The organism is Alteromonas sp. a30 (assembly GCF_026788005.1).
Taxonomy (GTDB): domain Bacteria; phylum Pseudomonadota; class Gammaproteobacteria; order Enterobacterales; family Alteromonadaceae; genus Paraneptunicella.
In genome coordinates this window covers 1-26,244 of record NZ_JABEPE010000030.1, presented here as the reverse complement: position 1 = coordinate 26,244, position 26,244 = coordinate 1, and the positions used below count along the sequence as shown (strand labels likewise).

Below are 26,244 nucleotides of genomic sequence, written 5' to 3'. Positions count from 1 at the left end.
AACAGAAACAGAAACAGAAACAGAAACAGAAACAGAAACAGAAACAGAAACAGAAACAGAAACAGAAACAGAAACAGTTGTTTCGTTGCTAGCTGAGCAAGAAAGCTTGATTGAGCAAGCGAATACGATGATTGCTTCTGAATTTTCTGAGCAAGCACCCGATGCTTTACTTGAAGCATCGTCTACGTTGGAACAAGCTCATGCAGAGCCAGAGCCAGAGCCAGAGCCAGAGCCAGAGCCAGAGCCAGAGCCAGAGCCAGACTATCTTCGAACAGAAGAATTGTTAGCCCTACGTAGTCAAATTACGCAGAGTATTACACAAGAACAGGAAAAATCGGCTGAGCAACAAGACGATGGCCTTCCTTCACTCAATCGCAATACGGCCTTTAAAGTACCGGAAGCGATTAAATCTGAAAGCATAGTAGAAGATGAGTCAACGTCTCAGGGACAATCAGAAAATCAGCCACAAGGCTCACAATTCAAACCATCAGAGGATGTGTTACAGCACGATTCCCCGTTGCAGCCTCCTACGCCGATTGATGAGTTTCCACAAGAATATTTAGCGCAATCTGAAGTTGCTGCTTCACAATACGACTTTACTCCGTCAGAACCATTGGAGGATATCTTGCCTTCAGGTTACAACCCAAGTAATGAGTATGCGTCACAAGGAAGGTCGTTTGGCGGTGAGCTAAATTCGGCTAATATCAATTCTGCTGAAAGCACAAGTGAAGCGGCTTTTTTAACAACGCATAATAACGCTCCTGCTGATCCACTTGAGAATACACCGAGCACTGTTCAACCCGCGCATGCTGAATTTAACGATAATCACGCTTCTTTAAGCACGTCTGCCGGGGAAAGTATCGATATCGACTTTGATATTCCTTATCGATTATCCGATGGGAAGAAGGTCATTAAAGCGGCTCAACTGGATACATGGAGTCAGTTAATCGAAGAAATGGGGTTGGTAGGCTTGAGTAAGCAGATAGCCACCCATAGTATGTATAAAAATGCGGATGGCGAAGTTGTACTTACTTTATCTGATGATCAAAAGCACCTTTTAGGACCAGCCACAGAGGCTAACCTAAAAGAAGCGTTAAGTGAGTTACTACAGCAAGATGTTAACGTCAAAATTGAACTGGGAGAGGTAAAAGATACCCCTTACGTTGTTCAACAAGCGATTAATAAAATGCGGCTGCAACACGCTCATAAAGTTATTCAGGAAGATGAAACCGTTCATCGACTTTGTGAGGAATTTAGCGCATCCGTTATTCAAGACAGTATTAAACCTAGATAAGAGAGAATCCAATATGTTTAAAGGTGGAATGGGCAATATCATGAAGCAAGCGCAGCAGATGCAAGAGCGTATGCAACAAGCCCAAGATGAATTAGCCAATTTAGAAGTAACGGGTGAGTCAGGCGCTGGTCTTGTAAAAGTTACCATGACAGGTAATCACAACGTTCGCAAAGTTGAGCTAGATGAAAGCTTGATGGAAGAAGATAAAGAAATGCTTGAAGATTTGCTTGCCGCAGCAGTTAACGACTCAGTTCGTAAGGTACAGGAAGCTAATCAAGAAAAAATGTCGTCATTAACAGGTGGAATGCCACTTCCTCCGGGCTTCAAATTCCCAATGTAATTAGCTGGAACTCGTCTTAATGAAATTTAGCCCACTGATTGATGAATTAATTTCAGACTTAAAATGCTTACCCGGCGTGGGGGCTAAAAGTGCGCAACGCATGGCATTTCAGCTGCTTGAACGTAACCGAGATGCTGCGTTGAAATTGAGTCGCTCACTGCACGATGCAATGGAGCACGTGAAGCATTGTGAGCAGTGTCGTAATTTCACTGAGACGAGTTTATGCGATATTTGCCAAAATCCCCGCAGAGGCGAAAATGGCATACTCTGTGTCGTCGAAACGCCGCAGGATGTGTTAGCGATTGAGCAAGCGTCTGAATTTAAGGGGCGCTACTTTGTGTTGATGGGACACCTTTCTCCCATCGACGGTGTTGGTCCAGATGAAATCGGCATTCCTGCTTTGCAAGCGTTACTGCAAAAAGGCGAAGTCAACGAGGTCATTCTTGCGACTAATTTTACCGTCGAAGGCGAGGCAACTGCACATTTTATCAGCGATATTTGCAAATCATTTGAAATTAAAGCTAGCCGCATTGCCAGAGGCGTACCAATGGGCGGAGAGCTTGAATACATTGACGGCAGTACGCTCAGCCATGCTTTCCAAGGGCGGCAGCAGCTCTAATTCAAAAAATATCCTTTCTTTAGCTATTGATTTTACGTTTACCGCCCCTATTTTGACAATTGGTTAAGTGCTGTGGGCTGAGAAAACTCAGCGGCAGTGAAATAGAAATTAATTGTGCAAAGAACTAGGAGCAGTTTGAAAATGGCTGATATTGGTCAAAAAGAGACTCACGGCTTTCAAACCGAGGTTAAACAACTTCTTCAACTAATGATTCATTCTCTTTACTCAAATAAAGAGATTTTCCTTCGCGAATTAGTATCCAATGCCGCTGATGCCGCAGATAAATTGCGTTTCAAAGCGCTTTCTGATGACTCACTTTATGAAAATGACGGTGATCTTCACGTTAAGTTATCTGTTGATAAAGACGCTGGCACCATCACCATTGCAGATAACGGCATTGGGATGAGTCACGACGATGTGATTGACAACCTCGGCACCATCGCAAAATCAGGTACAGCAGAGTTCTTCTCGAAGCTATCTGGCGATCAAGCAAAAGACTCCCAACTTATCGGGCAATTTGGTGTTGGCTTTTATTCCGCCTTTATTGTTGCTGATAAGGTCACTGTTAGAACCCGTTTAGCAGGGGCTCCAGCAGAGCAAGGTGTAGAGTGGGAATCAGAAGGTGAGGGGGAATTCACTGTTAGCCAAGTCGAAAAAGCGGAGCGCGGTACAGAAATTGTTTTGCACTTACGCGACGATGAAAAAGAGTTCTTAGATGACTGGCGTTTGCGTAACATTATCGGCAAATATTCTGAGCACATTTCCATTCCAGTAAAAATGTGGCGTGATGAAGTCCCTGAAAAGGAAGGCGAAGACGGCGAGAAAATTGAAGCGATTCCAGGCGAGTGGGAAAATATCAACAAAGCAACTGCTCTGTGGACTCGCGATAAATCCGACATTTCTGAAGAAGAATACAAAGAATTCTACAAGCATATTTCTCACGATTTTGGCGATCCGCTTCAGTGGTCCCATAACCGTGTAGAAGGTAAAACCGAATATACTAGCTTGCTTTATATTCCATCAAAAGCACCATTTGATTTATGGAACCGCGATCAAAAGCATGGTTTAAAACTTTATGTGCAGCGCGTATTCATTATGGATGATGCGTCGCAATTTATGCCGAGCTACCTGCGTTTCGTCAAAGGTCTCTTAGATTCAAATGACCTACCATTGAATGTGTCCCGCGAAATCTTACAAGATAACAAGATTACTCAAACGTTACGTCAGGGGTGCACAAAGCGTGTGCTTCAAATGCTAAATAGCATTGCAAGTAATGATGCAGAGAAATACCAAGGCTTCTGGGCAGAATTTGGTAACGTTCTTAAAGAAGGTCCTGCGGAAGATTTTGCTAACAAAGATAAAATTGCTAAGTTGCTACGTTTTGCTTCAACGCACAACGATTCTGATGCGCAAACCGTATCGCTGGAAGACTACATTGGTCGCATGAAAGAAGGCCAAGATAAGATTTACTACACTACAGCGGACAGTTATCAAGCGGCGAAGAACAGCCCTCACCTTGAAATCTTCCGTAAGAAAGGTATTGAAGTTTTCTTAATGTACGACCGCATCGATGAATGGTTAATGTCTCATTTGACTGAGTTCGAAGAGAAGCAATTCCAGTCAATTGCTCGTGGAGCTTTGGATTTAGGTGAACTCGAAGACGAAGAAAGCAAAAAAGCGCTAGAAGAAGCGGAGAAAGAAGTTGAAGGTGTAGCTGAGCGTGTAAAAGAAGTGCTCGGTGATAAGGTGAAAGACGTTAAATTCACACATCGTTTGACGGATTCCCCAGCTTGTGTGGTCGCTGATGATTTTGGCATGAGCACACAAATGCGCAAGATGATGCTGGCAGCAGGACAGGAAGTGCCAGAGATTCAATATAACTTCGAACTTAACCCTGAGCATACATTGGTCAAAATGCTAGCTGATGTGCAGGATGAAGAACTATTTGGAAAATGGTCACAAGTCCTCTTTGATCAAGCGGCGCTTTCAGAGCAAGGTAACTTGAAAGATCCCGCGAGTTTTGTTCAAAATTTAAATAGTTTATTGATGCAACTTTCAAAATAAAGGTTGCTTATCTAGCTCAATAAAAAACGTGGAGTGCGAACTAATTTGACAGTTTTTTTGCACTCCAATATTGACTCTTTCCTCAGTTAATCTAAAGTTGCTGCTTGTTTTGTTCTTAGACGTAGCACAACTAAGACTGAAGTCCGATTCCAACGCGTTGTGTTAGCCATTAAACTTTAAAGAATTTTTGTGTGACCTGTTAATCGCTAATACATCTAACCGTTTGTCCTCAATAGCATACCAAATTGCTTTCCTTCGACAGTTTTCCATGGGTTAGATTCGAAAATATAATGGGTCAAAATCAAGCGGATTATTAACAATTTGGGAGAAAATTAGCTATGCGCATCATCCTTTTAGGGGCGCCGGGGGCCGGTAAGGGTACTCAGGCACAGTATTTAATGGGTAAATACGGTATCCCTCAAATTTCAACTGGTGACATGTTGCGAGCTGCTATCAGCGCGGGCAGCGAATTAGGATTAGCCGCCAAGAAAATCATGGATGAAGGAAAGTTAGTTTCTGACGAGATTATCATTGGCCTAGTTAAAGAGCGTGTCGCTCAATCGGATTGCGAGAATGGTTTCTTGCTGGATGGTTTCCCTCGTACAATTCCTCAAGCTGATGCGATGAAGGAAAATGGCATTAACGTTGATCATGTGATTGAGTTTGACATTGATGATGAAGTTATTGTTCAACGTATGGCTGGTCGCCGTGTACACCCAGGTTCAGGTCGCGTTTATCACGTTGAGTACAATCCACCTAAAGTAGAAGGGAAAGACGACGAAACGGGTGAAGATTTAGTAATTCGTCCCGACGATCAAGAAGATACAGTAAGAAAACGTTTGAGTGTTTATCATGAGCAAACTAAACCGCTCGTTGATTATTACAGCAAAGAAGCTGAAGCAGGTCAGTGTCAATATCATAAAGTAGATGCATCTGCTCCTGTTTCTCTGGTGAACACGAAATTAGATACACTGCTTGGTTAAGCATGTATTCTATTTAAGTCGATTAATAAAACAAAAAGCGCTGGTTTTCCCAGCGTTTTTTTATGTCTATTAGTTATGTTAACAATAATAAAAAAGCCTCAGGCAAACTGCTCTGAGGCTTTTGAATTTACGTTAATTTACGTTACTAATATTATCTTAATGTACAAGTTGAAGTTGCAATTGCGCTGTCTGTTGCGCCTGCGCTTTCAATATCTGTACGAGATACGTAGCCACTTAAGAACTTACATTTCTTCACTTTCGCTTTGAAAGTAAAGCTTGCAGAGCCGCCTTGAAGTGTGCTCGCTTTCAGCTCAGAACCCGCAACTGGTAGAGTACCTTCACCGTTAAAGTAAACAGTATCACCGGTTGCACCGGTTGCACCCTCAATACCCACTGTCGCGTTAACACCTGTTAGATCACCTTGAGGACCATAAGTGAACCAAATGTTTTCGCTATCGTCAGCTTGGATCCAGATTTGGAAGCTGTGTGTATTGGCAGGATTGCTAGGATCAGTGCCAAAACGAGGCGCATTTTCCCACTCGAATACGTTGAAGTCATTTACACCATCAGACAATGTACCCGCGTAGAAGTTACCACCTGCACCCATGTCTAAGTCAGTCCATAGCGGCGCTAACAAGTTGTTAGGCGCAGACTCACTTGGTAGGCGAGAGTTAGTTGCAGAAACTGCTAAGCCGCTGTCTGTACCAAGCTCAAGAGCACCATTCATTGAAAAGATAACTTGAGAATATTCAGTACCGCCAACCGTGAATGGGGCAACATTGAAAATAACCGCGCCATCGTCACAGTTGCTAGGGCAGGTTGCAGGTTGAACGCCTAATAAAGATAGAGGTAAGTATCCAGCCGGAGAATCACCAGAAGCTTCTAGTTCAACACCAGAGGTATCGAGTGAACCACTCCAAGTGAACTTATCACCATCAAATGCGAAATCTGCAACCGTTGAGCCATTAGTGACGGTTTGTGTTGCAGAACCTTCAACATACTCTAAACCTTTCGGTAAACTGGTGCTTAGGTCGATTTGATCTTCCAGCGCGCCATTAGCAAGGTCGATTGTATAAGTTTGCTCTTCACCGCGTTTAACAACGTCTTTGTCTACTGTTGATTCAAGGAACGGGCTAGAAGACTTGCCAGCATAGGCTGCGATAGGCATATGTAAGTTGGCTAAGTTACCAAACAATGGAAGTAACTCTAAGTCTCCAAATGCCCAATCTTCTTGCGCGAATGCTGTATCTACTGTCACTTTTACTTCAGCGCTTTCACCGTCACCCAAAATGAGAATGAAAGGTTCTGCGTAGATGTTCATACCTTTTGTGTTTGGATTACCGAACAATGTCCATGCACCAAATCGACCAGAACGGTTAGTAACGGTTCTGGTCCAGCTACAACCTTCAACACACGAGCTATCCTGCATACTCGCGATGTTTAATGTTTTAGGATCGCCACCTAACGCTGGATCCGCTGCTAAGAAGTTTTCTGGCGTTTCGTTTAACACTAAGCCTGATTTAAGAACACGGTTAAGATCAATACGTCCTGCACCTGTGTCAAATGGATCTGCTGCTGTTACACCGTCTTCTTTAAAGATACGCTTATCTTTGGCTGTCATCATTAAAGCAGACTTGATTTCGTAAGGTGTCCAATCGGTTGAACCTGCTACCAATGCACCAGAACCCGCATTGTGTGGGCTAGACATTGATGTACCAGACAAGAAACCAAACTCGTCGCCAGAGCTTGTGGCTGTGCTGTTAACTGCCGCAATAATATCAACACCTGGACCACCAATATCTGGCTTGATGACGTCAACTTTAGTGGCAGGACCACGAGAACTGAATCCTGCTGTTACATCACCTAAAGAATCATCTAATAATGGTGTCGCACCAGTAATTGAACCTTCAGTGTTCTGATTAGAGGCAACCCAATCTTTCAAACGCTCGCCATCAGTAAAGCCTAAGTGAACCGCTGGTAAGAAATGACCATCTGCACTTGTTGATTCGCCATTGGCTTCTGCGTTGGCTAACACCAAACCGCCAGCTCCGCCAGCAAGAACGTTAGCGCCTTTATCAACACGAGCAATTGAACCACGGTCACAGATAACGATTTCGCCGTTAAAATGACCCGCAGGGAATGGCTCAAGACATTGCGCAGGGTCAGTGTCATTCGAAGAACCATTTGCCGTTGGGAAATCACCCGCATAAACGATTTTTGCCGGACCATAAGGTGAAGTGAAACCTTTACCTGATAGGCTAGAAAGTGATGCGCCATCGCTTGTTAAGTCAACAAGTGAGTTGTCGATAGTACGGTTGTGCGTTAACGCTGCGACAGTTGCTACCCAAGGAGATGAGTGAGCACTTGTGCTCGCACCAGGACCATCGTTACCTGCTGATGCAGAAACGAAAATACCGGCCGCAGTTGCATTAAGAAAACCAAGTTCAACCGAATCATTGTACGGATCGTCACCACCTGAAATTGAGTAGTTTAATGCTTGGATACCGTTAGGCAGTGCCGCAGCATCAATAACAACTTGCTCTACTGCTGCTAGAAGCGCAGAACCTGGGCAGGTATCGATACAGACGTCATAAGCAATGATGTTTGCATGAGGCGCTACACCTGAAGTTTCGCGAACTAAATCAGTTGTTGGTGCACTGATAGTCGCTGATTTCACAATGTTACCAGCCGTTGTACTAGCTGTGTGGCTACCGTGACCGTCGGAATCCTCTGGTGAGTTAGGATCAAGTGAAGAATTCACCATGTTCCATGCACCGATTAACTTATCGTTACAGAAGGTTGGATCTACAACGTCACAGTAACTGCCTGGAACATAGTTACCACTACCTAGAGGGTTAGTGTGATCATAGCCGTCACCACCAATATCGGCAAAGGAAGCGTGATCGTGGTTGATACCTGTATCTAATACTGCAACAACAATGCCTTCACCCATGTTGCCTTTAAGGCCTCGGCTATTCAGGTTCCAGAAATTCTTAGCACCAATCCAAGCTGGGCCAGCATCAGTTGTTGGATATTCAATGCGCTCTTTTTCGATACTTTTAACGCTGGGTAGTTTAGCAATGCTTTGTGCTTCTTGTTCAGTCAACTCAATTGCCATACCGTTAAATACATGGCTGTACTGATACTTCATGCTGATATTGCGGCCAATGGTAGACTCAATAGAGCGAGACACGGACTTTTGCTGTTGTTTAAGGAAAGTGCTGTACGTTTTAACCGAAGGAGATTCAGTTTTAAGCTGCTTTAAGCCGGTTGACTTTAGGCTTGTTGCCGCCATACCACCAATACCGCCGTCATAGGCAGCAACCGCTGGCGCATGAAGTCTTACAATGTAAGTAGACTTTTTACTCACCGCGATAGTAGGTTTCTTTGACTCGCTTAACGTTCCAATTTGATTGACAGATTGAGGCTGGCTTGTCGCCAACGTTAAATTGTCTGTTGCAGCTTGCAGTGAACCTAGTGTGCCAAGAGCAAGGCATACACCGAAAGCTGTTTTGCTAGACACTACGGACTTATAAAATGACATGTTTATAGACCACCTTGAAGTTATTTGTAAATCCTCAAACAAATAATCTAACGACAATAATGAGGCTAGCTGCTTAGCGTTTGCTTGCGACAGTTCAAACTCTTGTTGTTAAAAAGGCTAAACAATTCTTATTTGAGTAGGTTCACAATGTTTTAATTATTAATATTTGCCCATACAAACAAGGGCGGTAAAAATATTACTTTATTATTGTTATTTCATCCAATAGCCCTAAGTAATAAGAATTTATATAAAACGGGGTTAATGGACTAAAAATTTCATCGGATTAATTTATTTCTTAAATTTAGTAGAGAATATGCTAATTAAAACAACAGTTTAAAATAAATTTTTGTGCACAAGGAAAAATTTATTTTCTGAATTGAATGCGAATAATTAAATAGACTTTGTTTGAATATGATATGAGTGATTAGTTATTATCTTAAAGAGTACTCGAGTATGAATAATCTTTAGTAAAACTAAACGCTTAGGTGATTAAGTGTGTTAACAAAAAGTAATAAAATTTATGGTTTAGTTAAGGTAAAGATAACCTATGAAAATTAGTAAGTATCTACTCAATTTGGATATTAAAATTAAGGTGGCAGCTTGAAGCCAATTAGCCTTTAATATGCCCGCTATTAAAGTCAATGGATCACCAATAATAGGTATCCAAGCGAAAAGTAGGCTCCATATACCGTATTTTCGATACCAAATTTCAGCTCGCCTCCAGCCCTTTGCTTTTGGGTTACGACGTTTTTCTATCCATTCATGAGCCCAGTATCCCAAACCATAATTGGTATAACTTCCGAGAGTATTACCCAAGGTTGCTAGGGCAAGGCACGCAGAGGGAGAAAACCCTTGTGAAAGCATAACCAACAATAACCATTCGGAACCAATGGGGATAAGTGTCGCCGCAGAAAAAGAAAGCAAGAATAGGGCAACATATCCAGGTTCAACCCAATCCATTGTTACTCCTTTTTAAATGGAAGCAGGTCAGACATTTGCTGTTTATATTCATTAATGTGAATACTTTCTTCTTCCAGAAATGGCACAATTGCATTGTGAAAAAGGGGGTCTTTTAACCAATGGTTTGAGTAGCAATAAATCGGTTTAAATCCCCGTTGAATTTTATGTTCGCCCTGCGTTCCGGGGTTGAATCTTTTGATATTTTTTTCAATGCAAAACTCAATTCCTTGGTAATAACAACATTCAAAATGCAGAGCATCAATTTCAACTAAGCTTCCCCAATATCGCCCATAAAGATTATCATTATCATAGAAATATAATGCACTTGCTACTGCTGTTGAGTCCTGAACTGCGATTACTAAGAGTAAATTATCTTTACATATATCAAGTGATCCAGTGAAAAAATCTAGATTAAAATAGCCAATATGTCCGCTACGTTTCGCATAGGTTTGTTGGTAGCAACGGTAGAAAAAAGCAAGGTGTTTTGGTTCTAATTCGGAACCAGTAATTCTTACTATTTTAATTCCAGCTTCTTGAACTTTTTGACGTTCTTTTTTTACATTTTTACGTTTACGAGAAGTAAACGTCATTAAAAACTGTTCGAAGTTTTGATAATTCTGATTAAACCAGTGAAATTGAATGCTGTTTCTTTGCTTCCAATTTAGTTCATGTAATTGTTTGGAAATATCAGGCTCAGGAAAGAGAATATGGCATGAAGAAAAATGCTTATCTTGACATTCTTTTTCAATGCTTTGAGTTATCGCTTTGAGTAATTCTGGTGTTATTGGTTTTTGGCTTAAAATACGCGGTCCTGTAACGGGTGTGAAAGGAATCGCCGCGGTGAGTTTGGGGTAATACTCAAAACCATACCGGGCATAGGCTTCATCCCAAGCCCAGTCGAATACATATTCGCCAAACCAACTGGTTTTTTTATATAGCGGGAGAGCGGCAACTAATTCATCTTGCTCGAATACGCATAAATGATGAGCAAACCAACCCGTATCAGGATTATTGACTGCACCTGAGGTTTCTAGATGAAGTAAAAAAGCATACTGAATGAAAGGTTGGTCAGAGTCGACCAGTGCTTGCCATTGATAGGCAGGAATTTGACTTAAATGCTTGATAAACTTTATTTCGAGCGCCACTTAAGAAACCTTTAATAAATTAGATAAAGCTAGAAAAGACCACTATGGATTATTTCGACGAATTTGAGCAAGGAATGCCCCAAGACATTGAAAATACCAAACGACTTATTCGCCAAGCAATAACCCGTTATCTTGCACAACGGGAGCATGGATTCAATGAAATCTTGTATAAACTAACACAAAAAGGCTTTCCTCAGGCATTATCTCGAATTGAGTTAGAAGCAATGCAAGAGAGAGGTTGGCAATCAGATGAGCGTTATACCAAACAACTGGTGCAACGACGTATCAACAAAGGATATGGACTACAGTTCATTCAGGGAGAGGCGCGCAGCAAAGGCATTGAAGGCGCCGTATTGCAGAGTGTGATGGACGAACTGCAACCTGATTGGTGTGAGGTCGCCAAAAATGCGGCGATACGTAAATTTGGCGATACGCCAATCAAGGACAATAAGGATTACATAAAGCGATGTAATTTTCTGCGAAATCGTGGCTTTGGGTTAACTGAAATCAGCGCGGTTTATGAACGCTTTTATTAGTCATTTTATACTAACCGTGCTATCTTCCCGCCCTTGGTTTTATTGATAAATTAGAACATTTGAACAGGATTTGTAATGTACAAGAGTACCGCCGATATTAGACGCGCATTCTTCGATTTTTTCACTCGTCACCAACATCAACAAGTCGCCAGTTCCTCTCTTGTGCCTGCCGATGATCCAACGTTGCTTTTTACCAATGCAGGCATGAATCAATTTAAAGATGTGTTTCTTGGTAACGAGAAACGCAACTACACACGAGCGGTATCTTCTCAGCGTTGTGTTCGAGCGGGCGGTAAGCATAACGACCTTGAAAACGTCGGTTATACCGCGCGTCACCATACTTTTTTCGAAATGTTGGGTAACTTCAGTTTTGGTGATTATTTCAAAAAAGAGGCTATCAGTTTTGCCTGGACATTCTTAACTCAAGAGCTACAACTTCCCGCTGAAAAGCTGCTTGTGACCATTTATCACAACGATGACGAAGCTTTTAATATTTGGCATAAAGACATCGGTTTAGCGCCAGAAAAAATCATTCGCATTTCAACGTCAGATAACTTCTGGTCAATGGGAGATACAGGGCCATGTGGTCCTTGTTCAGAGATTTTCTACGATCATGGTGAGCATATCTGGGGCGGTCCCCCGGGATCTCCTGAAGAAGACGGCGACAGGTTTATTGAAATCTGGAACTTAGTTTTTATGCAGTTTAATCGCACAGTTGATGGCGAAATGCAGCCTTTGCCTAAACCTTCAATTGATACCGGAATGGGGCTTGAGCGTATCTCTGCAATTTTGCAGAACGTTCACAGCAACTACGAAATCGATATTTTCCAAGCATTGATTAAAGCGGCCGCGGAAGTTTGTGGCTGCGATGATTTAAACAATAAATCTTTGCGCGTAATTGCTGATCATATTCGCTCTTGTAGCTTCTTGATTGCTGATGGCGTGATGCCTTCTAACGAAGGTCGCGGTTATGTGCTGCGTCGTATCATTCGTAGGGCCGTGCGTCATGGTTACAAAATGGGCGCTAATGATATTTTCTTCTACAAATTAGTTTCTGCTCTTATTCAACAAATGGGCGAGGCTTATCCAGAGCTAAACACGCAAAAAGAAGTAATTGAAAAAGTGTTGCGTATTGAAGAAGAACAGTTTGCTCGTACGCTTGAGCGCGGAATGGCAATTTTGGATGACGCTATTCAAGGCATGACATCCGACACTTTGCCGGGTGAAGTCGCATTTAAATTATATGACACTTATGGTTTTCCAGCCGATTTAACCGCAGATGTATTACGCGAAAAGTCGTTAAAAATGGATATGGAAGGCTTTGAAGCCGAGATGGAAAAGCAGCGTCAGCGCGCACAACAGGCTAGTCAATTCGGTACCGATTACAATAACGTTGTTAAAACAGAATTGGCGTCAACATTTACTGGTTATGAGCATGAGTTAGGCACGGCAAAAGTGCTGGAACTTTATAAAGGGACTGAACAAGTAGAACAGCTTAATGCTGGTGAAGAAGGCATTGTCATTCTGGATACAACCCCATTTTACGCTGAGTCGGGTGGTCAAGCAGGCGATACGGGATTGTTAATATCAGAGCATGGCGACTTCCATGTTCAAGATACAGTGAAGCTGTCTCAGGCGATTGCTCACAAAGGGGTGTCGCAAAGTACATTAAATGTTGGCGATAATGTAAGAGCGGAAATTGATGCCGAACGCCGCGCCAATATCAAATTAAACCACAGTGCAACTCATTTGCTACATGCAGCGTTAAAGCAAGTGCTTGGTGAACATGTTAACCAAAAAGGTTCTCTTGTTACCGACGACAAACTGCGTTTTGATTTCTCTCATTTGGAAGCCATGACAAGCGCTGAATTAAGAGATGTTGAAGATTTGGTAAATGCGCAAATTCGTGCAAATCACGAATTAAAAACGCAATTGATGGGATTGGATGAAGCCAAAGCCGCAGGGGCGATGGCATTATTTGGCGAAAAATACGACGACGATGTTCGAGTTGTTTCAATGGGAGCGTTTTCAATGGAATTGTGTGGTGGAACACACGTTGCTCGAACGGGAGATATTGGTTTATTCCGTATCGTTTCTGAAAGTGGGATTGCTGCCGGCGTTCGTCGAATTGAAGCTGTAACAGGACAAGCTGCATTGCAGGAAGTGCAGTCACAAACGCAAATTATTGAAGACTTCGCGAAATTGCTTAAGACCGATAGTCTTTCAGTTTCAAGCAGATTGCAGCAAGTGCTTGAACATCAAAAAGTAATAGAAAAAGAAAATAAAGCTTTGCAGCAAAAGCTGGCGGCGAGTGCAGGATCGAGCATGTTGTCGGCAATGACACAAATCAATGGCGTAAATGTGTTGGTTTCAAAGCCTGAAGGTGTAGAAGCTAAAGCATTGCGAACTTTAGTTGATGATTTGAAAAATCAGATTAAAGAAGGCGTTATTGTTCTAGCGGTGGCATCAGACGACAAAGTGAGCTTGATTGTTGGTGTGACAAAAGAATTAACCCAAAAGGTTAAAGCTGGAGAACTGGTTAATTTTGTAGCACAACAAGTCGGCGGTAAAGGAGGTGGGCGTCCAGATATGGCTCAAGCGGGTGGAAATCAGCCGGAAAACCTAGATAAAGCGCTATCTTCGGTATCGACATGGTTAGAAGATAAGCTATAATCCTTACCCTAACCAGTTTTTGCGGTGACAACAAAAACACGGAATGGTTGAGGCGAAGTTTAACGGGCTTAATGGTTAAGCTGAGCTAGTTTTAAGAGGACACTTGAATTTCGGACTAACGGAACAGGAGTAATAAAATGCTGATCTTGACCAGACGTGTTGGCGAGACGCTAATGATTGGTGACGAAGTGACCGTAACCGTTCTAGGCGTTAAAGGAAATCAGGTACGAATTGGGGTTAATGCTCCGAAAGAAGTATCAGTTCATCGAGAAGAAATTTATATGCGTATTCAGGCAGAAAAAAATGCGCAGTTAGCCGCTCATGAACAAGCTGCCGCAGATAAAAATGGCAACGAGTAACTAGCAATTTATGCGGTTAGCAAAATAGGCCCATCAGGGGCCTTTTTTGTTTGTGTTTCTGAAAATTAGTGTGCTTCATTATATGCGTTAGAAGATGCACTTTGTCTGTTTATAACGCAACAAAGTTATTGAAATTGTACGATTTGAACAATTACTCAGCAGACAAATCCTTTTCTTCAAAAAGTCGTTGACTTCCTTTTACCAATCATTAAACTTCGCTTCCACGTTGAGTCGCATCTTATTAGCCAGTGACTTAATGTTTCCGAATACGGAGAGGTGGGTGAGTGGCTGAAACCAGTTCCCTGCTAAGGAACCATACCTATTACTGGTATCGAGGGTTCGAATCCCTCCCTCTCCGCCATTCCTGAATCACACCTAGCCAATTCCCCTACAGCCCTGAATGGACGGGCGATTGCGGCGGTTCGAAAACCCTCATTTTTATCGTATGTTAATGGTTCACAGAATACCAGTTTTAGCACTGAACGCTTGTGTGCATATTTCTCTGAAGCCCAGAGTTTATAGGGGTTTGACAAAAACAGCATAGCGGTTCGAAAAGTTTTGTCGAAGCTACCCGTTTTTTGGCTTTGCTGCTGGATTTTTTCTTCAAGTGCGAGCTTCTCTAACTCTATTTTCTCGATGCGTTGCTCGTAAGCTTCGATGACGGTTGCGATGTTGGTATTCATTAATTTATTAATGATGTTGTCTTTATCGGTTTCTAATTGCTTAAGCTGCTTTTCTAATTCCAGTTTGTTAAGCGCGTGGTTGTTCTCAACCAATGCCCAGAGTTTTTTGAACATCTTGGTTGCAACATTGGAAAGCGCTTTGGATGGTCTGAGCGTTTTTAGTAGCGCCTCAAAATCATCTTCCATCACTTCGCGTTTAATCGACTTGCCATAGCTGTTACAGCCTTTTTTACGGCACAAATAGTAAGGATGATACTTGTTGCGGCCTTTGCTCCAGTTTGCCGTGAGCTGTGTGCCACAATCACCGCAAAGCACAGCGCCTCTGAGCACAAAATCTTTGTTAAGGTCTTTCCTGTCAGGTGCCTTGGCTGTGCGCTTGTTGCCCAAGCGTTCCTGAATTTTATTATAAAGCTGTAAATCAATTAATCCTTCATGATGGCCTTTACGCATGGCAATGCCACGGATTTTAAGCTCAACCATGCCCGCATAGACGCTGTTGGTGAGCATCCGTTTAACAAGGTCGGGGTGAACTTCCGTGCCTTTGTTTTTGGTTTTGGGGAAGTGCGGACAGCTTTCTAAAAAGCGTTTAATTTCCGTTTGGGTTTGAAAACGTCCACAGGCAAAGCCCTGTAGCGCCTCCTCAATATAAGAGGCAATCGGATCATGACGCACAAGAATACGCGGCTTGCCTCGCTCACTTTGCATTTTATAGCCCAGCGGCGCAGCCAAGCCCCAATATCCAGCCTCAAACCTTGCGCTGACCTTTTGATTGGTCTGGCGCGCATTTTGTTTGCGCTCTAGCTGGCCTCCTGCGGCAATGACGGTTTCGTAAAACTCGCCTTCGGGGGTGGACTCAAACGTAAAGTTCAGGCATTCCACCCGCACTTTCAATGAATCCAGTTTTTCACGTAACATCAGGTAGTATTTAGTGTCACGCGCCAAGCGCTTGAGGTCATCAAAAATGACGACATAATGAGTGCGCTTATGGGATTTGATATGATTGAGCATGGCGACCATGCCAGGTCTTTTCATGAAATTGCCGCTGCCAGTAAAATCATCAGGAAAGACTTGTTCGACATCATAGCCATTATGGGCGGCATGAATGCGACAACGTTGCTCTTGAGAGGTTAGGCCAGAGCCTTCCTTGGCTTGGCGTCTGGTGCTAACACGGCAATAAATAAGGGCTTTTTGCGTCATGGCAGAACTCCTTTTTTCGATACAGTGGGGATCGGATATTTACTTTGACAGATTAGCCTAGGCTTGATCAGCTTTTTCAGTAAATAACGGCAAAAGACTGTTGATATTATCCACACCCCAGCCCATTTCGACCATGGCTCGCATCATTTCCCACAATAGCAAAAGCAGCTCTTCTTCTTGCTCGGGTGATAAGTCCAGTGCAGCAATATCTTCGCAGTAATCATCAAGGTTACAATTCATGCTTTTATCCTCTTGTATATGTTGGCTTGTGCGCCCTCCGTGGCGCGGTATTTGGGAGTTATAAAGGGTAAGGGGCTGGACTGCGGGAAACAGTCAAAGGAAAGTTAAAAGCTTTGTTGCTGGGATTGCGCTTGATTAAACATTTGGCTTTTTTCTTTGGCGTATTGCACCGCTTGCGTTTTGAATTCAGGGTGTATAGCTTCAATTTGTTTTTGTTGGTGAGCCAGATTATTCGCCGTGGACTGAACCGCCTGAGACGCGGCACTAATTTTCTGGGCGACCGCCATGGACGGGGTATTATTCCCATCAGCCAATGAAGCTTGAAGGGCTTCATTAAGCTTTTGACTTGCGCCATATAAGCGCTTTTTGTTCGCCATGAGCTGCACATAACGCTGCTGCTCTTGGCTCATCTTGTCGAAATTTGGGTTGTTTGTATCGTTGGTCATGGTAAATGCCTCTGTAAGGGTTGTGGGTGTTACATTATTGGCAGGTTGATAATGCTGATTAACCCGTTTGGCACGGGCGTCATCACGGCGTAACTGATTGCGATAGATTTCTCGGTCAATGGCTTCTTCGCCCATGCCATAGGGCTTGAGCACAGGGACAGGCTGGCTTTGCTCAATCATGGTTTGTTGCCTTGCCAGTGCTGGATAAAGCTGCTCACGGCGCTGCTGCGTTGTTTTTGTTTGTCCGCTGGCAGCACGCTTGAATGCGTCATTCATACACGCTTTCCAAAGCGCAACCAAGAGAGCCGCCATCTGCGCTTGGGCTTAAAGGGCGCATAGCCTTTGGGGTATGACCACATGCCCTCGGCGTATTGCGGCAAATGGGCAAGCTCAGCGGGAGCCGTTTCGCTGATAATGGGCACGGTTTTGTGCTTTTTGAACAAGCGCCATTTGCGGGGCAATGCCACTTTGTCAAAAGGCGCATGATACGGATTAGGCAAGAAGCGGTGAGCAAAATCACGGTTTTGAAAATACGGGATTTTCTGGTATTTGAACGGACGCACCCCCAGCCCGTGAAAGGACACGATACCCATATCACTGGGTAAATGAATGAGTTCATCAGGTGTCATTAATGCGCGGGACACCGCATCGGGGGCATTCATGGCTTCGTGCTCACGCAGTATATCGGGCAATGCCTGAGCAAGATTGCCATCACTCAAGGCTTTTTGGGTGAGCGCAGCACGTCTGGTTGCTGCTGTAAATTGTTTGAGCATGGGATTAAACAAGGTTGTCGCCTTGCCCAGATAATCGCTCACATATTTTGCGGATTTTTCCGAGGCCAGACCCAAGAACAATTTGGATTGCGCATTGCCAAACAGCGTGTCAAAGCCTTCTTGTCCGTAATGCTGCAAAGGCTGTCCGATATTTTGAAACACCGCTGTGACTTTGCATTTACTGCCACGGCCAAAGCTAAACATGCGTTGCATGGCTTCAAAATGTCCAAGCTGACCCGCCTCATCAATCAGTAAGTGAATACGCCCAAGTGGTTTACGTTGTTGCTGGATCGTTATCGCGGTAAATAGGCATCGTATGACAGGCGCGCACACCTCCAGCAAATGGGCGGGCATCATAATAAACAGTTTCTTTATCGTGTCAGGCTCACAAAATTTTTGTACGCTGATGGCTGAGGGGCTGGATAGCGCCCTTTGCAATGCGGGTGAGCCAAGGCATTGCAGGGAGTTTGATACCGTAGACAGAATGGATTCAAATTCAGCAGGCGCTTTTTCGCGTTTGATAAAAAGCTCATCTGCCATTTGCTGCACAGCAATAAAGGAAGACACTTTCATGGCGGGGTAGTGCAAATCCGCAAAGTAATCCACCTCAGCCCCGCCGCGAATATCACCGATGACCTGATAAACATCTGCCAGCGATGCATCGGGGTTATGCTCACGCAAGCACACCAATACACACGTGACAATCTGCACTGCCTTCCCATGGAAGTGCTCGGAATTACCGCCGCCTCCTTTGGGCTTGTTGATCAGGTTTGAAGCCATGGTCAGCGCATCTTCAAACATGGTGGGAGAGTGTGGCTCGATAATATCCAGCACATTGATACTGTGCATGGGCAGATACCATGGCTTGTCATCCCAAAGCCCATAGGGGTTAAAGCAATAGCATTCTGCCCATGGCATCATCATGGCACAAATCGCCGCCAGCTCGCCTTTGGTATCCAGCACCGCCGTGGTTTCATGCGCCAATAGTTGATAGGCGATATGGGTTGCCAGTTTGCCAGACCCCGCAGAGCCTAAAATGATAGAGGGCGTATCGGCATCAAACCCGATGCGGCGCGGCTTTTTCTCGAAGGTGTAGCCATGATGCAAGCCGTCTTTGCCGAGCAAATCTGCGCTTTTAAGCTCATTGGCACGGGCAAAACGTGCCGTGCCGAAGCGTTCTTGAGCAAGCATATGTTACCCCCGTTTGCGCGGTAAGCTGATACGCACAGCAATAATAGAAAGCAAGGTGGTTATCGCCCCAATGATGGCGGCAAAGATAAAACGCACCCCCATGACCAACACGTAAAAAACACATAACCCCCACAGCAACGACCAGAGCATGTCATGCCCAAAGTGAATAAAGGGGCGAATTTGCAGCAAAAAATACTCAACGGTATAAGCATGTGCTTGGGCAACAAAATAAAGTGCGCATAAAACGCCAAGCGCCTTACCGAAATTGTCACGTAATCCGTGACGCGGTGTTTGTGCAGATTGGCTCATTATTGACACTCCTGTTTGAACAAGGTGTCACTTAACGCAAAGCGGTGCGTGTAGGTTGAGGGCTGGTTTTCACGCAGCACGGCGATACTGTCTTTCCCTTGGTTGCCCTGATGTGCCGTAAAAGTGAAGTCGTGTTGATATTGCTTGTTGCCATACTGCGCCTTAAGTGTCGCTTTTACCCCATCGGGGGCGATGCCCCGATAAAAGTTCACGCCGACTATCACGGTACAAATATCGACATCTTGCAAGTAGCGGATGATTTCAAATTGCTCGGTGCCACTGGAGCCTGTGACAATATCCTTAAAATGCTGGGCACGGACGGTTTGTGAATTCGCATAAAAAACAGGAAGCGTTTCACCTTTAATCAACGCATAAATATCCAAATCAATGCCCGCAGCTTGCCAGCCAATGCCAAGCTGCAAATAGGTTGGGTGGGATGGGGCAGTTGAGGTCATGGCTTCACTGATAGTGTAAGTCATTGGCAATGGTGCGGCGTTTTGTTGCAGGCGCTGCATCACCACGGCTTTATCATGGGTAAAACTCACCAGCTCGGCACTTTGTCTGGCGAGATATAAATGTATGAAGCGCTGCACGTTTTCACCGTAACGCGCATCATCAAAACCTTGGGGCAATAGCCAATGAATACGCTTACCCTTTAAGCGCTCGCCAATGCCGCGCGTTCCAAAATCACCGCGTGCAGGTAGGGCAAAAAGGTTGGTATCAGCAGGGTAATGCCCCTCCTCCAAGTTAAAACGGATGTCCGATAAAATCAGAATATCCGTATAGCGGCGATGATAGCGAGCAACTTCACCCAGCACAGAAGGCAGGTTAAGCCCCGCTTCATCTTTAGGGTTTTGGACAAATTGCATCAAGGCCGCGATAGCGTTTTGATTGGCATTGAACAAGGCTCTTGGCTGATGCAGCCTTGTGTTTTTAGGTAAGCTAAGCTTTGCAACGGTGTGACCATCCTTTGCATTTAATACCGTGATGTGACTGCCCGCTTCCAATTTGGGTAACTGTTCAATCAATAATTCGATATGTTTTTTCGTAGTTGTGTTTTGGGAAAGCAAAACCAGTAAATCACTGGCTTGTGCAGAAGCTGTCATGAGCATGGCAAGTGTAATAAGGATAACCTTTTTCATGGGAGTTCTCCGATTGGTGGGTTAACTAAACAGGGCTTGATGACGAGCCTGAGCAATCGCAAAAGCGCTTAGTTGCTCATTGATAAAGGCTTGGCGGGCAGCGCTGAGCGCAACCAATTCACTGTCTGTTTCCAGATAAGCTTTAAAGGCTTTTTCACTGGCACTTTTGTCCATTCGCAATTGCTCACTGGCAATCAGGCGAGAGGGATTAAGGGTTAATGTCGATGGGTTATAGGAATCCAGTAAGTTTTGCAGCGCGATAAAAAGGCTGGATGCAATTAACACCTCGGCAAGCAGTTGCACCAAAACAAAGTAATCTCCGCCGCTTTGCTCATTAAGCATATCGCTGAGGCTTGGCGGTGCGCCCAGTCCGTTAAAGGTTTCGGCGAATTGCCAAATCCAGATGAAGGACACAAGCGCGGTCAGGCCGTATAAGGCTTTTTTACACTTATCCTGCCAATGCAAACTGCTAAACATGAGCGGAGTCATTTTTAACGAAACGCTAATCGCTGGCGCGAGCAGTGCAATTACCCAAGCTTTCCACGGCGCTTCGATAAACACCAAAATCTCCGACGCCGCAATGCTGGCCTGTGCATTGACCACGCTTAATCCCATACAAAGCAACATAAAACCGCCAAACAGCACAAGCTGGATTAAGTCTTGTGCTCGCCACGCCGTGAAATCAAACATATTGGACGGGGCATCATCACGCAGCGCAGGAATATAGCTGGGCAAGTCATTAAACTTTTTACGGCTTTGCTTTAGCTCCTCAACCGCTTCTTCTTGCAAACGCTTAATCTCGTCTCTTTGGGCGGTCGCCGCCTCAATCGAGCCGTGTTGCTCGTCAAACAACAATCCTGCTTGCTGAGTAATGTGCTGCCGACCTTTATCCGCACCCATGTGAACCGCAGCTTTAATCATATTGTCCAAGCGCTGCTTCAATGCCATGGATACATCGCTTTCTTTTTTACTGGAACGCATACGCGCCTCCCTACTTGTTAAAAACAAGCTCAGTTTGGTTTTGAAAATAAATGAAGTCGGGAAATAGAAGCGGCTACCCTAAATCAGGCCAGCCTTTCTTAATTGTTTGAGTTCCAAAAACAAATGGAACATGCGGCATCGTTCACTCAATCGCACGGGCGAGTGTTTGGGGTTCCCATCATCACCTTCTTGCAAAAAATAGCTGACCCAACGCCCCGAACCCATCAGGTCGATGGAGGGGATAAGATAATGTTGATAGCCCTCAATATCGCCACAAAGAGGAATGAACACTTCAAAATCAGGTTTGGCGAATAACAGTGACATTGCATCAAGCAAGCCCTCTCGGGAAAGCTTTTCAGCTTCGCAAAGCGCCTTCACTTCACGCCAAATGTTGTGCTGATTTTCTTGCGCCTGATAGTGCGCTGAATTTTTCAGATAGATTTTAAATTTTTTATTTGAATTCATTTGTGCTGCCTCAAATTTCAAAATTGAAAAGAGACAGGCCGCCAACCACTCGACCTGCCGAGGTGGTTGCTTATGATTTTTTAAATGTGTTGAGAATTTTTTTATGCTTCTTGTTTTTTCTTGCTAGCTCCTCAAGTGTCATTTGCTCAAAGTATTTCTTTGTGTAATAGCATGATTCATCGGAGATAACAGATTCTTCGACAAGTCCCTCAGCTGTAAAAATCTTTAAGACGCGCTCTTTGGGGTTGTTAGCAGCTTTCATGATTTGTCTCTTTGTATTGGGATACCATAATGTTAATAATGGTATCCCAATAAGTCAAGCGCACAAATTCTCTCCAAAAAAAATTGTTTGGCATATATTCGTATTTTCTTGAATTTAAAGGTGGATCAAGGGGAGGTTAGATATGAAACATATGCAGAGCCAGTGGCGGGAAACGTTATAAACGTTACTTAGGATCATAGCCGTCGATAAATTGCCCAACGGCAGTTTCTACAAGATCTTTTTTCTGCATTCCTGTTCTTTCACAAAATGCACTGACCTTTTCAGCAAACTCGCAGGACACTCTAGCTTGAAGCTTTGTATCTTTACGATTCTTCTCCGAACCCGATGAGAGTTCAGGGTGAGGTAGTTCGCCTTTACTCCTGCGTTCGCGCTTTGCCACTTTGAAACCTTGCTTCCTTACATATTCTTCAAAGTGTTTAACTGACACAGCACCATCTTTTTGTAAAGGTATATTTACGTATTTTGCTTTTGGTTTTAAAACTAGCTTTTCAATATCTCCATCATATGTGATTTCAACATTTACTTCGTTCTTTTGTAATGATGCAATTGCCTCTTTGAGGCTTGAGTAGTTTTCAATCCCTTCAATATTTACTTTCATTTACCTAAACCGTAATATTTTTAGAAACTATCGCTATTTATTGCCCGACTTGGAATACTTTCTCAAGTGACGGCGTGACATTCAGCCAAAGCGTCAAGCTAATAAAATTCACTCAATTTGCAGCTAAACACTATGAAAACCTATTGTATCAAAGTTCTTCCCAAAGCGGACGAGTCATTAAGCCCCTTGGTTGTTGAAATTAAGAATAAATTTCCTGATATTGATAACTATACAAGCGATTTCATTATCAAAGAAAAGAGAAAGGGTTTTTTTTCCTCGGGATACCCCAAAATTTTGAAAGTGGAAATAAAATTTCATTTAGAAGATGATCAAGTACCAGCTGAAGCCCTAGAGCTTGTTGACTTTATTAAAGGCTTAGATATCGGGGATGCTGATTTTGAGATTGTCGATGAAGAATAGCGCATCGTACACTGAAAATAAGCAATTAAAGAAAAAAGTTATCGAGAAAAGTCTCAAGGTATTGCGGTTTGAATCGATGCACCATGCCGCATTTGCGCTTTTTATACTGTGTATGTTTGCCACAGTAAACGTTGGCTTGGCTCTTATTCTTTTCTTGTTACCTTTGGTGCACGTTATTATTGTCTACATGCTATCCAAGCCCGTGTCTCTTGAAGTTAAGGGTATTGTCAACGAATTAGAAACTGTTAGAGCTGACGTTATATTACGCAAAATTAACTCTGCCTCTTCTCAAGCTTTTTCATTTCCATTCTTTAAGATGATCGGGGTTTCAGAGGATACACATTCTAACCTAACATCGAAAAATGAGTATTTTCGTGACCTTGCCCTCGGGGAGATAGCCCACGAAATAGGCCACCTTAATCAATATGATCGTTTAGTTACCTATTGGTTAGCGACATCAACTTTTATTTTGAGTTTAATCGGGCTGGTACTTATAACTATACAAGTTATCTCTTTGATTTTGTTTGGTTCGTTCTTGGAATTCGAGCTTTACGGACCGACAGGTGTCTTCCTCTTTACGTTATTTGGATTTATGGTTTTCACCTTTTCTAGAGTTGTTCATCAGAGAGAATATATTGCTGATTTATATGGAGTTAGTTCGTTAGGCGATAAATTCTTTTCGTTTTTGCAGAATGGGAAGATGATTGACGAGTGTAGTCGTAGTCAAAAAAGCATACTTGAAAAATTAACTTTAGCCGTAAATAAATTTAGTCACCCTCCATTTTCGAATCGAATCAAAATTACCTCTGGAGAATATTTGTTCAGTGGAAGTCATATGAGAAGCTTAGGGTTACAATGGAGCTTAATCATAACGCTCTTCACTATAGGTATGTTTAAATTGGGTATGTCAAAGTTCATTGTCGGTGAGCTTTTAATACTCATTGTTCAACTAGCTCTTTTATCATTTTCCTTCTACAGAGCGTACTGTTTGAGCAAAAATTTTAAAGATGCGATACATTACTTCACCAGTTATTCGGCAGGTATAATAAGCGGAGTAATGTTGATATCTGTAGTTTACTACTTCATGATGAAGTTAAATGAGATTGGAAAAAATATAGAGTTAAACCCCCCATACCATGTATATGGGCTGCTGAGCTTTACGGTGCTTAGTTCTTTTCTTTTATTTTTTATACTCAAATATGCTCTAAGACGGCAAGGCTTTTCTCTGATTAATAAGGAGAAGTTTGGAAAATATACAATTAAAATAGTAAATCTTCCGGTAGACCTGTTCCTAATCTTTTTCGTGAAGGCAGCAGTTCTTTTAACTACTGATGCTATTTATAGCCAAGATCTAAATGTTGATGCTTTAGATATATCAAAAACATGGTGTTTACTAATTGCAGGAGTTATAGCTTCTCCTTTTTTTGTGGCCATTATTGATAGCCAAATATTTAAAGTTTGTACTCATAAACTTAACCTGAAAACTATTGCTTTTTGGCTTTTAGCAATTTCATTTGTATTGTCTTTTAATGTGAATGTTTATTCACTTTTAATGCTGCCAGTTAAAGCCCCAGAAATTGCTGAGATATTATATGGTTTAAGCGTTTTTCAACAGCTTCATCATATTCTTATATCAAATCCAATTGATATGATTTTCTGGGTAATTGTCTGGGGAGTAATTAGGAGAGATTAGAGGTCATTCTACCTACAATCATGCTAACATGTTGAGCAATAATTAGAAATGTAATAAGCAGGGGTGTAGCTGTATTATCGGTTCATTGCCCCATCAATGCTTTTCATTTCAATGCTGATATAAGTACAGCCACCGCACCGCGCAAGATGTGTGATGTATTACATTTCATTCCATACATCACATATCTTGGAAAGGAGAGTGCCTCTCCATTTCATCCTACGCAGTTGATCCTAAGTTCATTTGCATTCACTAAGGACAATAGGGTTTGGTTTTGGCATTGAGCCTGTTACCAAACCTTGAAACGTGTGCGCGTTTCAAACTTCCGCAGCTAAGAGTGAATTCGTCACCCTTAACAATCCACGATTCAGGGCGCAGTCAATCGCCCCGAAACCCATCGACCAACCGTTCGCCGATTGGATGCCGTAAACCTGTTGCGGTTTAATCACAACCACCGCTTCTGCCGTGGATGCAGCCCAAGGAATGTCCTTGGATGCAAATAGTGAATGCGTGGGTATGTATCCCTCCTCCCATTTTTGAGTTTTTCCCAAAAATTAACCATTGCGTCTTTAGGTTGCGCGGCAATTTCAATATCAAAAGAAAGGTTTGCTGATGCAATCTAAAATTAAAAACGTCGTCTTTGTTGCCACCCGTGAAGAGTTGGAGAGTCAAAGCTACTATCGTCGTCTTTGGATAGCGACACGCAATGTTAAGATCCCTCGCCGTTCATGGTTGGATGCTATTGCAAATACGATGCGTGATTTTGATGGCCTTATTATCACCCGTGCTGGCGAAGTTTATAATATTCCAGATATTGACGCGGTGTTTGGTGATGATCCTGATTTACGCTGGTTGGGCTATTACATGCAGCCCGATGGTTCAGGTGAGTTCCCGAAAATGCGAACCAGAAAATACCAGCGTCTTGAATTACTCGACCTCTACTTTCGAATTAACCACCCAAGCATTGCCCGTCATTTTGGTGTTTAACGTTCCCCCTAATCCCAAGTTCTAATCGAGAGTGGATTTCGCGCTCAATTTTCCTGAGTAACGCCACGATGACAGCGTGATCTCCACTTATTCGGTTACATACGAATAGCCGCTTTAGGCACATCTCATACAAACTTCTCAGCTCCCAAAAACGCAGTGATTGCAGGTTAAATGACAGGGTGAGCGGCATGGTGTAGGCTCCTTGGTTTGCCAAGACGTCAACGAACGAAGCCTTTTCTCGCCATTGCGCGCGTTGGAAAATGCTGCGTTTTCGGTGATGTTGATGCGCCTCTATTGCGCCAATCCTTTGCGTAAAAGCCGC

General features: G+C 43.3%; 24 protein-coding genes, 1 tRNA gene and 1 pseudogene. 12 read left to right on the top strand and 14 right to left on the bottom strand.

The genetic code is table 11. The features are described 5' to 3' along the window. The 5 genes from HJG39_RS18000 to adk form a co-directional block, all read left to right on the top strand. On the top strand, positions 1-1,294 hold a 1,294-nt coding region (locus tag HJG39_RS18000), incomplete at its 5' end, for a DNA polymerase III subunit gamma/tau C-terminal domain-containing protein (protein WP_268411646.1). 13 nt (positions 1,295-1,307) lie between these two features. Beyond that, entirely contained in the window at positions 1,308-1,634 is a 327-nt protein-coding gene (locus tag HJG39_RS17995) for a YbaB/EbfC family nucleoid-associated protein (RefSeq protein WP_268411644.1), read from the top strand. Between the two features lie 19 nt (positions 1,635-1,653). Next, positions 1,654-2,253: a recombination mediator RecR gene (recR, locus tag HJG39_RS17990; protein WP_268411642.1), complete on the top strand. Its 600-nt coding sequence runs from the start codon at positions 1,654-1,656 to the stop codon at positions 2,251-2,253. Positions 2,254-2,394: 141 nt separating this feature from the next. Next, a complete protein-coding gene (gene htpG / locus HJG39_RS17985; protein ID WP_268411641.1) occupies positions 2,395-4,317 on the top strand; it encodes a molecular chaperone HtpG in 1,923 nt (640 codons plus the stop codon). A 338-nt stretch (positions 4,318-4,655) separates the two neighbouring features. Continuing rightward, positions 4,656-5,300: an adenylate kinase gene (gene adk / locus HJG39_RS17980; RefSeq protein ID WP_268411638.1), complete on the top strand. Its 645-nt coding sequence runs from the start codon at positions 4,656-4,658 to the stop codon at positions 5,298-5,300. Between the two features lie 151 nt (positions 5,301-5,451). On the opposite strand, the gene HJG39_RS17975 is transcribed toward adk, so the two are convergent. The 3 genes from HJG39_RS17975 to HJG39_RS17965 all read right to left on the bottom strand — a co-directional run bounded on the left by HJG39_RS17975 (position 5,452) and on the right by HJG39_RS17965 (position 10,949). Beyond that, positions 5,452-8,844, bottom strand: a complete 3,393-nt coding sequence (locus HJG39_RS17975; RefSeq protein ID WP_268411635.1) for a S8 family serine peptidase — start codon at positions 8,842-8,844, stop codon at positions 5,452-5,454. Between the two features lie 525 nt (positions 8,845-9,369). Next, positions 9,370-9,804, bottom strand: coding sequence for a YqaA family protein (locus HJG39_RS17970; protein WP_268411632.1), 435 nt, complete (start codon positions 9,802-9,804; stop codon positions 9,370-9,372). 2 nt (positions 9,805-9,806) lie between these two features. Then, complete coding sequence (locus HJG39_RS17965) at positions 9,807-10,949, bottom strand: GNAT family N-acetyltransferase (protein WP_268411629.1); 1,143 nt, start codon at positions 10,947-10,949, stop codon at positions 9,807-9,809. A 44-nt stretch (positions 10,950-10,993) separates the two neighbouring features. Here HJG39_RS17965 and HJG39_RS17960 point away from each other — a divergent pair, with 44 nt between their 5' ends. The 4 genes from HJG39_RS17960 (at position 10,994) to HJG39_RS17945 (ending at position 14,878) form a co-directional block, all read left to right on the top strand. Continuing rightward, positions 10,994-11,485, top strand: coding sequence for a regulatory protein RecX (locus HJG39_RS17960; protein WP_268411627.1), 492 nt, complete (start codon positions 10,994-10,996; stop codon positions 11,483-11,485). 75 nt (positions 11,486-11,560) lie between these two features. Then, positions 11,561-14,158, top strand: a complete 2,598-nt coding sequence (alaS, locus tag HJG39_RS17955; RefSeq protein ID WP_268411625.1) for an alanine--tRNA ligase — start codon at positions 11,561-11,563, stop codon at positions 14,156-14,158. 137 nt (positions 14,159-14,295) lie between these two features. Beyond that, positions 14,296-14,517, top strand: coding sequence for a carbon storage regulator CsrA (gene csrA, locus HJG39_RS17950; RefSeq protein ID WP_268411622.1), 222 nt, complete (start codon positions 14,296-14,298; stop codon positions 14,515-14,517). A 270-nt stretch (positions 14,518-14,787) separates the two neighbouring features. Further along, a tRNA-Ser gene (locus HJG39_RS17945) sits at positions 14,788-14,878 on the top strand. A 493-nt stretch (positions 14,879-15,371) separates the two neighbouring features. Here HJG39_RS17945 and HJG39_RS19455 read toward each other — a convergent pair. From HJG39_RS19455 to HJG39_RS17895, 10 genes and pseudogenes are all read right to left on the bottom strand, one after another. Beyond that, positions 15,372-16,397, bottom strand: a pseudogene (locus HJG39_RS19455) (recombinase family protein); the annotation flags it as partial. Positions 16,398-16,454: 57 nt separating this feature from the next. After that, on the bottom strand, positions 16,455-16,637 hold the full coding sequence (locus HJG39_RS17935) for a hypothetical protein (RefSeq protein WP_268411617.1): 183 nt from the start codon (positions 16,635-16,637) through the stop codon (positions 16,455-16,457). Positions 16,638-16,741: 104 nt separating this feature from the next. Further along, positions 16,742-17,359, bottom strand: a complete 618-nt coding sequence (locus HJG39_RS17930) for a hypothetical protein (RefSeq protein WP_268411614.1) — start codon at positions 17,357-17,359, stop codon at positions 16,742-16,744. Beyond that, a complete protein-coding gene (locus HJG39_RS17925; RefSeq protein ID WP_268411611.1) occupies positions 17,356-19,047 on the bottom strand; it encodes a type IV secretory system conjugative DNA transfer family protein in 1,692 nt (563 codons plus the stop codon). The genes HJG39_RS17930 and HJG39_RS17925 overlap by 4 nt, the downstream gene beginning before the upstream one ends. A 3-nt stretch (positions 19,048-19,050) precedes the next feature. Continuing rightward, positions 19,051-19,356 (bottom strand): hypothetical protein, encoded by a 306-nt coding sequence (locus HJG39_RS17920; protein WP_268411607.1) that lies wholly within the window; start codon positions 19,354-19,356, stop codon positions 19,051-19,053. Then, positions 19,356-20,498 (bottom strand): hypothetical protein, encoded by a 1,143-nt coding sequence (locus tag HJG39_RS17915; RefSeq protein WP_268411603.1) that lies wholly within the window; start codon positions 20,496-20,498, stop codon positions 19,356-19,358. The genes HJG39_RS17920 and HJG39_RS17915 overlap by 1 nt, the downstream gene beginning before the upstream one ends. Before the next feature lie 21 nt (positions 20,499-20,519). Continuing rightward, the gene (locus HJG39_RS17910; protein WP_268411601.1) at positions 20,520-21,479 is read right to left on the bottom strand and encodes a hypothetical protein; all 960 of its coding nucleotides are present in this window, start codon (positions 21,477-21,479) and stop codon (positions 20,520-20,522) included. 78 nt (positions 21,480-21,557) lie between these two features. Then, positions 21,558-21,944, bottom strand: a complete 387-nt coding sequence (locus HJG39_RS17905) for a hypothetical protein (protein WP_268411599.1) — start codon at positions 21,942-21,944, stop codon at positions 21,558-21,560. A gap of 70 nt (positions 21,945-22,014) precedes the next feature. Continuing rightward, entirely contained in the window at positions 22,015-22,206 is a 192-nt protein-coding gene (locus HJG39_RS17900) for a hypothetical protein (protein ID WP_268411597.1), read from the bottom strand. Between the two features lie 184 nt (positions 22,207-22,390). Further along, complete coding sequence (locus HJG39_RS17895; RefSeq protein WP_268411596.1) at positions 22,391-22,825, bottom strand: hypothetical protein; 435 nt, start codon at positions 22,823-22,825, stop codon at positions 22,391-22,393. A gap of 132 nt (positions 22,826-22,957) precedes the next feature. Between HJG39_RS17895 and HJG39_RS17890 the strand changes: the two genes are divergently transcribed. From HJG39_RS17890 to HJG39_RS17880, 3 genes are all read left to right on the top strand, one after another. After that, positions 22,958-23,245, top strand: a complete 288-nt coding sequence (locus HJG39_RS17890; RefSeq protein ID WP_268411593.1) for a hypothetical protein — start codon at positions 22,958-22,960, stop codon at positions 23,243-23,245. After that, positions 23,235-24,938, top strand: coding sequence for a M48 family metalloprotease (locus HJG39_RS17885; protein WP_268411590.1), 1,704 nt, complete (start codon positions 23,235-23,237; stop codon positions 24,936-24,938). The genes HJG39_RS17890 and HJG39_RS17885 overlap by 11 nt, the downstream gene beginning before the upstream one ends. Positions 24,939-25,547: 609 nt before the next feature. Continuing rightward, on the top strand, positions 25,548-25,922 hold the full coding sequence (locus HJG39_RS17880) for a hypothetical protein (RefSeq protein WP_268411586.1): 375 nt from the start codon (positions 25,548-25,550) through the stop codon (positions 25,920-25,922). Here HJG39_RS17880 and HJG39_RS17875 read toward each other — a convergent pair. Further along, a partial coding sequence (locus tag HJG39_RS17875) for a hypothetical protein (protein WP_268411584.1) occupies positions 25,885-26,244 on the bottom strand: 360 nt, incomplete at its 5' end. The genes HJG39_RS17880 and HJG39_RS17875 overlap by 38 nt on opposite strands.